At 65.8% G+C, this 13,054-nt stretch carries 14 protein-coding genes; 10 read left to right on the top strand and 4 right to left on the bottom strand.

The genetic code is table 11. From position 1 onward, the window contains the following. Positions 1-55: 55 nt before the first annotated feature. From ACLMAJ_RS13690 to ACLMAJ_RS13700, 3 genes are read left to right on the top strand one after another with little or no spacing between them, the layout of a single operon-like run. Positions 56-1,399 carry a hypothetical protein gene (locus ACLMAJ_RS13690; RefSeq protein ID WP_412014012.1) on the top strand — a complete coding sequence of 448 codons (1,344 nt, stop codon included), beginning with the start codon at positions 56-58 and terminating at the stop codon, positions 1,397-1,399. Positions 1,400-1,404: 5 nt separating this feature from the next. After that, positions 1,405-2,112, top strand: a complete 708-nt coding sequence (locus ACLMAJ_RS13695) for a response regulator transcription factor (RefSeq protein WP_412014013.1) — start codon at positions 1,405-1,407, stop codon at positions 2,110-2,112. Continuing rightward, complete coding sequence (locus ACLMAJ_RS13700; protein ID WP_412014014.1) at positions 2,105-3,130, top strand: sensor histidine kinase; 1,026 nt, start codon at positions 2,105-2,107, stop codon at positions 3,128-3,130. Before ACLMAJ_RS13695 ends, ACLMAJ_RS13700 begins: the two co-directional genes overlap by 8 nt. An 8-nt stretch (positions 3,131-3,138) precedes the next feature. On the opposite strand, the gene ACLMAJ_RS13705 is transcribed toward ACLMAJ_RS13700, so the two are convergent. Next, positions 3,139-4,206 (bottom strand): NAD-dependent epimerase/dehydratase family protein, encoded by a 1,068-nt coding sequence (locus tag ACLMAJ_RS13705; protein ID WP_412014015.1) that lies wholly within the window; start codon positions 4,204-4,206, stop codon positions 3,139-3,141. 188 nt (positions 4,207-4,394) lie between these two features. After that, the gene (locus ACLMAJ_RS13710; RefSeq protein WP_327114982.1) at positions 4,395-4,598 is read right to left on the bottom strand and encodes a cold-shock protein; all 204 of its coding nucleotides are present in this window, start codon (positions 4,596-4,598) and stop codon (positions 4,395-4,397) included. A gap of 398 nt (positions 4,599-4,996) precedes the next feature. Here ACLMAJ_RS13710 and ACLMAJ_RS13715 point away from each other — a divergent pair, with 398 nt between their 5' ends. After that, positions 4,997-5,404, top strand: coding sequence for a hypothetical protein (locus tag ACLMAJ_RS13715; RefSeq protein WP_412014016.1), 408 nt, complete (start codon positions 4,997-4,999; stop codon positions 5,402-5,404). A 241-nt stretch (positions 5,405-5,645) separates the two neighbouring features. Beyond that, positions 5,646-6,617: an anti-sigma factor RsbA family regulatory protein gene (locus tag ACLMAJ_RS13720; protein WP_412014017.1), complete on the top strand. Its 972-nt coding sequence runs from the start codon at positions 5,646-5,648 to the stop codon at positions 6,615-6,617. A gap of 84 nt (positions 6,618-6,701) precedes the next feature. Here ACLMAJ_RS13720 and ACLMAJ_RS13725 read toward each other — a convergent pair whose 3' ends face one another. Next, complete coding sequence (locus ACLMAJ_RS13725) at positions 6,702-7,793, bottom strand: alpha/beta hydrolase family protein (protein ID WP_412014018.1); 1,092 nt, start codon at positions 7,791-7,793, stop codon at positions 6,702-6,704. Between the two features lie 81 nt (positions 7,794-7,874). Here ACLMAJ_RS13725 and ACLMAJ_RS13730 point away from each other — a divergent pair, with 81 nt between their 5' ends. From ACLMAJ_RS13730 to ACLMAJ_RS13745, 4 genes are all read left to right on the top strand, one after another. After that, the gene (locus ACLMAJ_RS13730; protein ID WP_412014019.1) at positions 7,875-8,729 is read left to right on the top strand and encodes a tryptophan 2,3-dioxygenase; all 855 of its coding nucleotides are present in this window, start codon (positions 7,875-7,877) and stop codon (positions 8,727-8,729) included. A 10-nt stretch (positions 8,730-8,739) separates the two neighbouring features. Next, positions 8,740-9,966 (top strand): kynureninase, encoded by a 1,227-nt coding sequence (locus ACLMAJ_RS13735; RefSeq protein ID WP_412014020.1) that lies wholly within the window; start codon positions 8,740-8,742, stop codon positions 9,964-9,966. Beyond that, positions 9,947-10,825, top strand: a complete 879-nt coding sequence (locus ACLMAJ_RS13740) for a PaaX family transcriptional regulator (protein ID WP_412014021.1) — start codon at positions 9,947-9,949, stop codon at positions 10,823-10,825. The genes ACLMAJ_RS13735 and ACLMAJ_RS13740 overlap by 20 nt, the downstream gene beginning before the upstream one ends. 89 nt (positions 10,826-10,914) lie before the next feature. Beyond that, the gene (locus ACLMAJ_RS13745; protein WP_412014022.1) at positions 10,915-11,691 is read left to right on the top strand and encodes an NAD(P)H-dependent oxidoreductase; all 777 of its coding nucleotides are present in this window, start codon (positions 10,915-10,917) and stop codon (positions 11,689-11,691) included. 13 nt (positions 11,692-11,704) lie between these two features. Here the strand turns inward: ACLMAJ_RS13745 and ACLMAJ_RS13750 are convergent, their stop codons facing one another. Then, on the bottom strand, positions 11,705-12,127 hold the full coding sequence (locus tag ACLMAJ_RS13750; RefSeq protein WP_412014023.1) for a pyridoxamine 5'-phosphate oxidase family protein: 423 nt from the start codon (positions 12,125-12,127) through the stop codon (positions 11,705-11,707). A 96-nt stretch (positions 12,128-12,223) separates the two neighbouring features. Here ACLMAJ_RS13750 and ACLMAJ_RS13755 point away from each other — a divergent pair, with 96 nt between their 5' ends. Then, on the top strand, positions 12,224-13,039 hold the full coding sequence (locus ACLMAJ_RS13755; RefSeq protein WP_412014024.1) for an alpha/beta fold hydrolase: 816 nt from the start codon (positions 12,224-12,226) through the stop codon (positions 13,037-13,039). Positions 13,040-13,054: the final 15 nt, after the last annotated feature.

Genomic DNA, 13,054 nt, shown 5'->3' on the forward strand with positions numbered 1-13,054 from the left:
GAGATAGTGGCTTGATCTGCGATTACCGGCGGATCGCCTGCCTATTGTTGGAGGCGTGCATGACGTCACCGAGGTCGCGAACCCGCCGCGCGCCGGAATCCGAGGCGACATTATCGGCGCCGTCGCGGGCGCGGCGTTGGTCACCGCGGCATTCGTTGTTCCGCGAATTGCCAGCAAACAATGGCGTGACTCCCTCTACGCTGGGGCGGCGCCCCTTTTCGGTGACTGGTTGCCGCACATCGGCTGGGGCACGGTGCCCGCACTGCTTATCGCGGCCATAGTGGTGATGTACGGCGCGGAGCTGGCCGCGCGTCTCCCCTTTCGACGCCTGCTCGTACTCGCCTGGGTGACAACGATCGGGTGGGCGTTCTGCCTCGCGATGGTCGACGGTTGGCAGCGTGGATTCGCCGGGCGGCTCACCGACCCCAACGAATACCTGCACGAGGTCGGCGGTGTCACCGATATTCCGGCCATGCTGCGCGGATTCTCCGACCGAATCCTCGACTTCCAGCCGGATTCCTGGACCACACATGTGTCCGGACATCCACCGGGGGCGCTGTTGTTCTTCGTGCTGCTGGATCGTGCCGGCCTCGGCGGTGGCGCTTGGGCGGGACTGGCCTGCATGCTGATCGGATGCAGTGCGGTAGTCGCCGTTGCCGTCGCGCTGTCGGCGCTCGGCGCCGAGGACCGGGCCCGCGCGGCGCTGCCGTTCCTGACGCTGGCACCGGCCGCGCTCTGGCTCGCCGTGTCCGCGGATGCGATCTTCGCGGGCGTCACCGCCTGGGCGGTCGCGTTGCTCGCCATTGCCGCCCGGCCATCGGGTCGGCCGATCGTCGCGGCGGCGGCCGGGATGCTGTTCGGCTTCGGCATCTATCTCAGCTACGGGCTGGTGCTGATGGCGATCCCCGCGGTGGCCGTTCTCATCGCAGGACGAACCATGCGGCCACTACTACCGGCACTCACCGGTGCGCTCGCGGTCTGCGTTGCGTTCACGATGTCCGGGTTCTGGTGGGTCGACGGCTATCACCTTGTGGTGCAACGCTATTACCAAGGCATCGCCTCCGAGCGGCCGTTGGTGTACTGGTCGTGGGGCAATCTCGCCGCGACCGTGTGCTCGGTCGGCGCGGCAACCGTGGGTGCACTGCATCGCGCACTGTCCCGGAATGCGCTGCGCGCGCTCGACCCGACAGCATTGTTGGTGGTCGCGAGCTTGTGCGCGATCCTGATCGCCGATGTGAGCGGCTTGAGCAAGGCGGAGACCGAACGCATCTGGCTGCCGTTCGCCATCTGGCTGGTTGCCGCGACCGCGTTCTTGCCGAAATCCGGCGCCAGAGCTTGGCTGGCCGTGCAAGCGCTTGGAACACTGCTCATAGCCCATACGATCCTGACGAATTGGTGACTTCGATGTGCATCCTGATCGCCGACGACGATCCCGTGGTCCGGGAAGTGGTGCGGCGCTATCTCGAACGCGACGGGCTGACCGTTGTGGAGACCGGCGACGGCCCCGCCACCATGGCCGCGCTGGCCGGTGCCGATCTGCCGGACGGGGCGGTCGAGCTTGCCGTGCTCGATGTCATGATGCCCGCCCCCGACGGTATCGATATCTGCCGTGCGGTCCGATCAGGACCACGCCCGCAGATGCCCATCATCCTGCTCACCGCGCTCGGCGACGAAGACGACCGGGTACTCGGCCTCGAGGCGGGCGCCGACGACTATGTGACCAAGCCGTTCAGCCCACGCGAACTCGCGCTGCGGGTCGCCTCTGTGTTGCGCCGAGCGACGCAGACGCACGACACAACGCGAATCACGTTGCGCGATGGCAGTATCGAGGTGCGACCGGCGTTTCAGCTGGTGCTGGTGGACGACCTGCCGGTGGAGCTGACCCCACGCGAGTTCGACCTACTCGTGTTCCTACTGCGCCATCCACAACAGGTATTCAGCCGCGAGGAACTGCTGTCGCAGGTGTGGGGCTGGGACTTCGGCGACCTGTCCACGGTCACCGTGCACATCAAACGACTCCGGGCCAAGCTCGGCGACCGGCACCGGATCGAGACGGTGTGGGGACGCGGATACGCCTGGGGCCGTGACGGAAACGGAGCCTGCCATGCCTGAGGACACTATGCAGCTCATCTTCTTCGCGCTGGCTTGTTCGGTACCGGTGGTGCTGATCGGCGCGGTCATCCTGCGCGCCACCAGTAATCGCTCACTGACTACCAGCATGGCGGTGCTGGTACTGATTCCCACGCTGTCGACCCTCGCGGGGATCATCGGGGTCAGCGGACTGATGTTCACTCACGAACTACAGCGCACCGCCGTCGTGCTGGCTGTCGTCGCCGCTGTCACGGTACCCGCTGCCATCGTGCTCGGGCGGGAGCAGGCGCGAAAGACTGTCTGGGAAAAGCAGATTCGCGAGCAGGAACGGGCTGCCGAACGCTCCCGCCGCGAGCTCGTCGCCTGGGTCAGCCACGATCTGCGCACCCCGCTCGCCGGGATTCGCGCGATGTCGGAGGCGCTGTTGGACGGCGTCGTCACCGACAGCGCCGACCTCGCGCGGTACGCCGAGCAGATCGGCTGTGAGACGGATCGGCTGTCGCGGATGGTCGACGACCTGTTCGAAATGTCGAAGATCAACTCCGGTGCTCTTCGCCTCGAGCTGGAGCCGGTGGACTTGCGCGAGCTGATCGACGAGGTATTGGCCGCCAACCGTACGACCGCGGAAAGAGCTCGAGTCGCCCTGCACGCGGAGCAACCCGACACTCGAATCGTGGTGGCGGCGAACGATCACGCGCTCGGACGAGTGCTGACCAACCTGGTCTCGAATGCCATCGCGCACACCCCACCCGGCGGCCGGGTCGCGATCTCCGCAGGCTGCTCCAACGGCGAGGCATGGGCCCGAGTCGAAGACACCGGGCCGGGGATCGCCGAACAGGATTTGCCACGGATTTTCGAGGTCGCCTACCGAGGCACCACCGCGCGTTCCCCGGTCGCCGCCGACGGTGTGCCGACCGGCAGCGGCCTCGGCCTGGCCATCGCCGCGGGTTTGGTCGAAGCCCACCACGGCGACATCACCGCCGAAAACCGTGACACGGGTTGCCGTTTCGAAGTCCGCCTACCACTGACCGAGAATTGACAGCGCCACTAGATCGTCGGCGCTCCCACTCCGGCGGTAGGCCGAAGCGGCGCGAACGCGAACCGGGTGAGCCCGTCGATCGGATCGACCCGCGCGGTAAATCCCAAGGCACGCCGTGCCCGATCCGGATCGGCAACGATATGGCGCACGTCGCCTGCTCGGTAGTGGCCCGTTACCACGGGTGCGGGACCGCCGCGCGCGGCGGCGAGGGCCGAGGCGACCTCGCCGATGGTGATCGGACGTCCCGAGGCGATATTGAGGGGGACAAACCCTGACAGCGGCTGCTCCACCGCGGCGACATTCGCGGCGGCAATATCGGCGACGTGCACGAAATCCCTTGTCTGCCTGCCATCCTCGTACACCTGCGGTGGTCGTCCCACCTCCAGCTCCGACCGGAAAATCGCAGCTACGCCGGAATACGGTGTGTCCCTTGGCATGCCGTCGCCATACACGTTGTGATAACGCAGTGCGGTGACGGTCGATCCCGTCGATGCCGCCCACGCGAGCGCGTAGTGCTCCTGCGAAACCTTGCTCGCCGCATACAGACTCCGTGGTCGCAGCGCAGCGTCTTCGGAGACCGGGGCCCAGCTGAGCACCTCGCCGGTCTCCTGGCAGCGGTGCTCGAACATGCCGTTGTCGAGATCCTCGCGATGGCGGATCCCGACTTCGACCGGACCGCACCCCGCCCCCTGGTAGCCGCCCTCGCCGTACACCACCATCGACGACGCGAGCACCAGCCTGCGGCACCCGAGGCGATCCATCGCCGCCAGCAGGATCGCGGTGCCCAGGTCGTTGTGACTGGCGTAGGCGGGCGCGTCCTGGGCGCTCACCCCGGCGCCGACGACCGCCGCCTGATGGCATACGACGTCGACCCCACGCAGCAATGACCGCATCGAGTCGCCGTCGCGCACGTCCACGCGCCGCACTCCGTCCGGCGGCGGCGCGTCTGGTCCATGTGCGGCAGGCAGCATCACATCCACCGCGATTACGTCATGGCCTGCGGCGATCAGATCGCGGTGGATGTGCGATCCGATGAAACCGGCCGCGCCGGTCAGTAAGACCCGCACGGCGCTCATATCGATTCGGCGGGGACGACGGAAGTCGCGAACACAGGGTTCGACGTCGGGGCTGCAGTCATGATCTGATCTTGCCTGCTCACCGGCGTTTTGCCCTGGAGCCGGGCACCAGCGTCAGACTTTCGTCATCGACCGAAAAAGCAAAAACCCCGCACCCAAAGGGCACGGGGTCTTACACGCTGCGTCGATCAGATGGCGCGGACGTCCTGGGCCTGCGGCCCCTTCTGTCCCTGGCCGACCTCGAACTCCACGCGCTGTCCCTCTTCAAGGGACTTGAATCCCGAGCCGGACACGGCGGAGTAATGAACGAAGACGTCAGGACCGCCACCGTCTTGTGCGATGAAGCCGAAGCCCTTTTCGCTGTTGAACCACTTCACACTGCCTTGAGTCATTGCTTTTTAATTCTTTTCTGTAGATGAGCCAAGCGGATCACTGCGATAAGCCTGATCTCACTGCTCAACCATGCCATGGATCGGCCGATCTTCCTACCGAATATCGCAGCTTGTGAGATAACCGACTCCACGCGGGTAGATGTGGCCCCCGCCTCGATCCGGTGTCCCGGACGTCGAATCCGGTCTCGACGGCGGCCGAGGGCGACTGGCTCCGGCGCATGGACCTGCGGCGATTGCCGATTCGCGTCGACTCTACTTCGTCCGCGGCGCACCAGTTGGAGCGGTTCTCCCACGCGGGCGGCCGGCGGGCTGGACCATGGATGGCGCGGCGCACCGATGGCCGCGTTCTTTTCCGTTGTGTCCAGTGATCCGTCTCTGCCACCCAGGAGGAACGAACCATGGTGACTGCTCCGAATTCTCAGCGCTGTGCCCGCGCCGCGACTGCCCTCGCAGCGATAGCGGCGGCCTCGATACTTGCCACCGCTCCCGCCCACGCCGCCAACACCGTCGATATCACCAGCGCCGCGCCGAGCAGTGTCGAGGTCGACTACAACTGCGAGGCCACCGCCGGGGTGACGAGCCTTCAAGTGATGGCGGGGGAACCCACCACGGACCGTCCCGCGGCGATCGGTGCTCAGAACAACCTCACCTGCGACGGCACCCAACAGGTCGCCACCGTCGCCTTGACCGCGGCCGGCGGCGAGCCGCCGTTGGCGCAGGGTGCGGGTGTGCAGGTGCGGGCGGCTCTGGTCGATCAAAGCGACGTCGTGGTGTCCGGACAGGCAAAGGTGCTCACCCTGGAGTGAGGAAGGCGTTGGATTCGTGACCCTCATCGTGGCGGCGTCCGGCACCGCATGGGCGCCGCCACGCGAGCGTGTGTGGGCACCATGAGGTTGGGTACTCGATATTGTGGGCCCGGAGGGCCTTTATACAGCGCCATCACGGCTATACAGCGCCATGACGGCCGGGATCGGTCGATATGCCTCCCCGGGCCCACACGGACATGCCACTTCCACGGCCGGCAGACGATCGAGGTACACACCGCACATGACCGCCACTCTTCCCAGCGGCTTCGCAGCACCGTTTGTGCATCCGGCGCTGTTCTACCGCGACACCGAGGAGTATCTCGCGGGAACCGTCGGATTTATCAGAGCGGGACTGGCCGCCGACGAGCCGGTCGCGGTATCGGTGCCCGGACCCAATTTGGCATTGATTCGCACTGAACTCGGATCCGATGCCGCCGAGGTCCGGCTGATGGACATGACCGTCGAAGGTCGCAATCCCGGCAGAATTATCCCGGGGGTCCTTCGCGCCTTCGCCGACAGCCATCCGGCCGGGCGGGTTCGGATCATCGGCGAACCCATCTGGGCCGAACGCTCAGCCACGGAATATCCGGCTTGCGCGCAGCACGAAGCGCTGATCAACGCCGCCTTCACCGGCCGCGAAGTCACCATTCTGTGCCCCTATGACACCGAACGCCTCGAACTCTCGGTACTGGCCGACGCGTATGCGACCCACCCACTCGTGATCGACGCCGACGGCGAACGAGCAAGCCGCACATACGATCCCGACCACATCGTGGACCGGTACAACCAACCGCTGCCCGAACCGCCCGCGGCAGCCGCGGTCCTCGCTTTCGATGCGGCGACCCTCCCCGATGCTCGGCACCTCGCTGCCGGAATCGCACGCAGCATGGGCCTGAGTACCGACCGCACCATCGATATCGAGTTGGCTGTCGCGGAGACCACCACGAACTCCGTGGTCCACGGCGGCGGGCAGGGAACAATGGCGATCTGGATCGAGGCAGACCAACTGCTCTGCCAAGTCCGCGACGCCGGGCACATCTCGGATCCACTGGCAGGCCGTCTACCCGCGGATCCGCTCCGACCAGGAGGCCGCGGCCTGCTGCTGGTCAACCACCTCATCGATCTCGTCCGCATCTACACCGGCGAGCACGGCACTACCATCCAGATGCACCTGAACCTCGTCCACCAACCCGAGACATCAGCCATCGCTTGATCCGGCACCACCCGCGCCGCGCCATTCACGTGCCTTCGGCCAGTTCGGCTCTCGACCACACCGCATGCCTGCCAACGTTGGCCTTCACACCATTCCGGCTACCCACTCCGCGGTCCGCTGCCAGATCTCGCTGCGCGGTTCGATCACTGCGAAGTGGTCGCCGGGCGACTCGAGGGTGGCGACCCGATCGTTCGATAGTCGCGCGCGGTCGCTGTAATGCCTACTGATCTCCAGCAGATCAGGTTCATCGTCGAGCCCGCACACCACCAGCTGTGGCACACCGATCGGCAGCCGCTCGATCGGCGATGCCCGGCGGTGGATCTCGGACGCGGGCGAGTACCTGCCTCCGAGTGCCGCTGATACCGCGTCGTCTCCGAGCCCGCGCTGGTCCGCGGTCCGCAGGTCCAACACCCCCGCCAAGCTCACCACCAACGCTGGTCGCAATGGTGCGGCCGCGGTGTCGGCCGCCATGCGAACCGCCAGCTGCCCACCGGCTGAATGGCCGATCACGACAACACGATCCAGGTCGAGGCGGTGCGCCTCCGGCGTTGTCGTAAGGCTGCCGAAAGCCGATTCGACGTCGCTTGTTGTTGCGGCCCAATTGGATTCAGAGGGACGGCGGTACTCGATATTGCAGGTGGCGTAGCCGCGGGCGGTGAGATCGACCGCCATCGCGTCCATCAGATCGCTGTCCCACCACGGCTTCCAGTATCCGCCATGAATCAGCACGGCCACCGGAAACGGACCGCGGCCTGTCGGGATTCGCATCTCCACACGCTGCTGGGCGTGCTGCCCGTACGCGACGGTGGTCGACGGATGGAAGCGATGGAAGTACCAGCTGTCGACGGCATAGCGGAGACCGTCCAGCCCGCGCCCGCGGATGTGGACGCGCACTCCGGCGCTGCGATCGGGCTCGCGCTGCCCGAAATCCACCCGGATGACTTCTAGATCGGCGAAATTGCGGGACAACGAACCCGGCACCACGACGAACTCACCGAACGGTACGGCGGCTTCGACGGCGGCGTAGAACTCCGCCGCACTTGTCGTCGACACCAGTTCGCCTGCCACTCCCCTGGCTCGGCACGCTCGCGACAGCAGTTCATCGGCGGTCCGCAGGTCCGTGACGGCATCCGGACCGGCGACAACGCGAAGCGCACGCCGACTCGTCCCAACCATGCGTATAACATTACCGTAGCGTCCGTCATGATAATGCCATACGATGAACATATAGATCGCAGCGCAACGACGAGGACACCCATGACTCTCCACAGCAACACTCGCGCGCTCGAGCAAGACATCGTCACCGACTTCAGCTCCCGCATGAGCTACGGCACCTACCTCGACCTGAACGCCCTGCTCAGCGCACAGCACCCCGTCAGCCGACCGGCTCATCACGACGAGTTGCTGTTCATCATTCAGCACCAGACCACCGAGCTGTGGCTCAAGCTCGTCCTGCACGAAACACGGGCAGCCCGTGCGGCTTTCGACGCCGACGACATCGGCGTGGCGCTCAAATGCATTGCGCGGGTGAAACACATCCAGAAGACCCTGACCGAACAGTGGTCCGTGCTCGCGACCCTGACGCCGACCGAATACGCCCAGTTCCGTGACTTCCTCGGCGACTCGTCGGGCTTCCAGTCCCATCAGTACCGTGCCATCGAGTTCATCCTCGGCAACAAGAACGCCGCCATGCTGCCCGTCTTCGCATCAGATCCCCTCGCACACGACGAGCTGGAAACGCTCTTGCACGAGCCGACCCTCTACGACGCGTTCTGGCGCCACCTCTCCCGCGTCGGGCTCGACGTGCCCCGCTCGACACTGGATCGAGACGTCACCGAGGCCTACGTCCTCGACCCGAATCTGCTCGAGCTGGTGAAGTCCATCTACGAAGCCCCGGAAGAACATTGGTCGGCCTATGAGGCGTTCGAGGAGCTGGTCGACCTCGAAGAGAACTTCCAGCTGTGGCGGTTCCGGCATATGCGCACAGTGCTGCGCGTGATCGGAATGAAGAGCGGCACCGGCGGATCCAGCGGCGCCGGGTTCCTGCGACGCGCACTCGATCTCACCTTCTTTCCCGAACTGTTCGCCGTGCGCACCGAGACAGGTCGCTGAACCTGTGACCATGATGTCCGACTTCGCCACGCGTGCGAGCCAACTCGACGAGACAGATCCGCTGCGCGACTATCCCGCCGAGTTCCTCGGCAGCGACGACCCGGAGATCGTCGCCTACCTCGACGGCAATTCCCTCGGGCGACCGACCAGGGCGACAGCGCAGCGACTCGCGGCGTTCCTCACCGAGGGGTGGGGTGGTCGACTCATTCGCGGCTGGGAAGAGCAGTGGTTCGATCTACCACTGACGATCGGCGACCGGATAGGCGCAGCGGTCCTCGGTGCGGCCGCCGGGCAGACCACGGTCGGCGACTCCACCACCGTGCTGCTGTACAAGCTCGCCCGCGGCGCCATGGCGTTGCGGCCCGGCCGCACCGAGATCGTCCTCGACCGGGACAACTTTCCCACCGACCGCTACCTGCTCGAGTCCATCGCGAGCGACCTGGGCTTGACGCTGCGGTGGATCGAGACCGATTTCGCAGGAGGCGTCACCGCACGGGCCGTTGGCGATGCCGTGTCCGAACACACCGCGCTCGTCGTGCTCAGTCACGTCGCCTACCGGTCCGGATACCTGCTCGACGCCGCCGCGGTGTGCGCGGCCACGCATGCGGCCGGGGCTCTACTGCTCCTCGATCTGTGCCATTCGGCGGGGTCGGTGGAGATCGAACTCGACAGGTGGGCTATCGATTTCGCGGTCGGCTGCACGTACAAGTACCTGAACGGCGGTCCCGGCGCACCGGCGTTCGCCTATGTCGCTGCCGCGCACCAGGCCGATTTCACGCAGCCGATCTGGGGGTGGATGGGTCGGGAGAAGCCGTTCGAGATGGCGCAGGGCTACGTCCCCGCCGCGGGGATCAGACGGGTGATCAGCGGGACTCCCGCGATCGTCGGAATGATCCCGATCCAAGACACCCTCGACCTGATCGAGCAGGTCGGGATGGCGGCCGTTCGAGCGAAGTCGGTCGCGCTCACCGAATTCGCCGTCGAACTCGCACAGACCTGGTTGCTCCCGCTCGAGGTCCGGATGTCGTCACCACTGGACCCCGCACGCAGAGGCGGACACGTGACGATCGACCATCCCCGATTCCAGGAGATCACCGCACGGCTGTGGCAGCGTGGCATTATTCCCGATTTCCGTCCGCCCCAAGGGATTCGACTGGGCATGAGCCCGTTGAGCACGACATTCGGCGAGGTCCTCGCCGGAGTACGGGCCATCCGCGATGAACTCACCACACACTGATCGGCGGCCCGCGCTCGCGGGCGCCGTTCTCGACGACCTCGATTCGCGCCCGGGCAGCGCGACCTCCCTGGCCCGCACCGTGCTCGGCGCATACGTCCGAGACCTCGGCGGGTGGATCGCGATCGCTGATTTCACCGAACTGCTTGCCCTGCTGGGTGTTCCGCCACAGAACACCCGGACCGCGGTCACGCGCCTGAAGAGCAGAGGCGTGCTGCGCGCCGAGAGTCGCTGCGGGCGCAACGGTTACGCGCTGACCGAAGCCGCGCTGGCGATGTACTCGCGCGGCGATCCTCGCATCTTCGGCTTCCGCCACATGGCCCCCGGCGACGCCTGGCGACTGATGTCCTTCGGCATTCCGGAGTCCGAACGCGCAGCCCGGCACCAACTTCGGCGACGCCTCTCGTCGATCGGCTGCGGTACGGTATCGGCGGGTTTGTGGATCTACCCGGAATATCTCGCGGCAGAAGCAGCCGCGATCGTCGCGGCACTGAACCTCGACGACTACGTGACATCGTTTCGCGCGACCGACCCTGCCGTGCCCGGCACCCTGCGGGAAGCGGCCGCGCAATGGTGGGACCTCGCGGATCTCGCGGCCCGGCACCGAACCTTCCACCAGCGTCACCGCGACATCCTCGACCATGAGGACACCACCGACCAGAATGCCTTCGCGCACTTCATCCCCGTGCTCGACGAGTGGCGCATCATCCCCTACATCGACCCCGGCCTCCCCGACGAGATGCTGCCACCCGACTGGCCTGGCCCCGCCAGTGTGCACCTGTTCGCCGAGGCTCGACAGCGATATCTGGAACCGAGTCGGCGGTGGGTGCGGGCGTTCATGGGCCAATCGGATCGGTCGTGACGATGGTGGTCCTGCCAGTCCCAGGAATCCGTGTCCGGCGGACAATCAGTCTCTGGTCGGTGTCCGGCATCGGGCGCAGGATCGCCAGTATGAACGTACTGATCGTCTACGCACACCCCGACTCGAACTCGCTGACCGGCTCCCTGAAGGACCTCGCCGTCAGCACCCTGCGCGCGGACGGCCATGATGTCGTTGTCACCGACCTGTACGCCATGAAATGGCAGGCAGCGGCCGACTTCACAGACTTCGACGGCATCACCGGTCCGGATTTCATGCATGCCTCGGGAGAGGCTTACCGATCCGGGCGACTCATCGAGGACATCCGCGCCGAACAACAAAAATTGCTCGACGCCGACCTGGTCATCCTGCAGTTCCCGCTGTGGTGGTTCACTATGCCCGCAATCCTCAAAGGGTGGATCGACCGAGTATTCACCTACGACTTCGCGTACGGCGCGAAGATGCCGCGCTATGGTGCGGGGCCGTTCGCCGGCAAACGCGCCTTGGTCGCCACCATCACAGGCGGCAGGATCGGGCACTACACCGAGCGGGGAGTCAATGGCTCCATCGACGACCTGCTTTTCCCGATCAACCACGGCGTGCTGTCCTTCACCGGCTTCGATGTGCTGAAGCCGTTCGTCGAGCACAGCGCGGCCCATCTGGACGACCAGCGCTACACCGAGATCGCCGAACGTTACCGGCAACGACTCGCGACCGCATTCACCGCCGAACCGATCCCGTACCGCCAGGAGTCCGGCGGCGACTACACCGGCGTGACATACCAGGACGGTTCGGAGCTGGTATCGGGTCGAGAATCTCCCGGCACCAGCGGATTCGCTCTGCACATCGTCGGCTCGGACCGGCGATGACGATTACCGCCGCCTACCCGCTGCCGAGATCGGCCGACAACCAATGCTCCGGGCGCATATAGACCGCGACCTGTGCACCGAAGGTCGCGGCCTCCGCGAGGTAGGCCTCGACCTTGTCGGCAGGTAGATAACGCGCCGCCATTTCGCGGTGCTGTTCGTCAGTGATCGGCGTGACCCGCGTGATCGGACCGGACGCCGTCACATAGCGAACACGTGGTTTCACCGTGTCGACCATCAGGCTGAATCGACCAGCCTGCTCGAGCAGCTTCATCTTCTTGCTACCGACGCCCGTCAGCACCCACAATTCGGCGCCGATGACGTACTCGTACCAGATCGGAACGGTCAACGGAGCTCGGTCCTGACCGGCCGAAACCGAAAGCGCGCCGATATGCGGCTGCGCGAGGAACTCTTGTCGCTCTTGCAAACTGAGGGCCATGCTCACACGGTACCGGCGCACCATGCACGAGCGTCGGACCATCGCACCGGCGGCCATCGATGTGCGGAGGTCACCCCGTACACGCGTGCGGCAGGCATGCCAAACTCCGCTATGGTCTCCGGTAAGGCTCCACTGGTTCTGCTACACGGCGTCACCATGTCCGCGAAGGTATGGGATGAGCTCATTCCTTTGCTGTCGCCACATCACGAGGTTGTCGCGCTGAGCGCCCTCGGGCATCGCGGCGGCCCCCCTCCGACACGGCGCCCGGCTCGGGTCAGCGACCTGATCGACGCCGCACAGCGCATGCTCGACGACCTAGGGTTCGACCGACCGCACATCGCCGGCAATTCCATTGGTGGATGGATGGGCATCGAACTGGCCAGGCGTGGGCGCGCGAGCAGTGTCTGCGCACTCTCGCCCGCCGGATTCTGGGACGCGGGCACACACGGGCAAACCGGCGGCGTCGGCAGGCTGCGACGTATAGCCGCTCTCACCCGAATCACGCGCCGGATACAACCCCTCGCGCTCGAGTCCGCGACAATCCGGCGGCTGGCCATGCGCGACATCGCCATACACGCCGATCGACTCACACCGGCTCGCGCACTCGATGCCGCGACCGACCTGCTGCACTGCTCGATCACCGAGGACTTGCTGACAACCTCCGAGCAGATAGCGCCGCTGAACCCACTCCCCTGCCCGATCACCCTGGCATGGTCGGCGCACGATGCCATCGTGCCCGCCGAAGTCAACGGCCGAATCGCCCGAGAACGACTGCCGCAAGCGCGATTCGAGATCCTGCCCGCAGTAGGACACGTCCCGATGATCGACAATCCGGACTTGGTCGCCAGGACAATTCTCGCGAGCACCGGCGCATCGATCCGCGACGAGCCGCCGAACCCCATCCGGGACTAGCTCGAAACCGGTGGC

The sequence above is a fragment of the Nocardia arseniciresistens genome (genome assembly GCF_046764875.1).
Taxonomy (GTDB): domain Bacteria; phylum Actinomycetota; class Actinomycetes; order Mycobacteriales; family Mycobacteriaceae; genus Nocardia; species Nocardia arseniciresistens.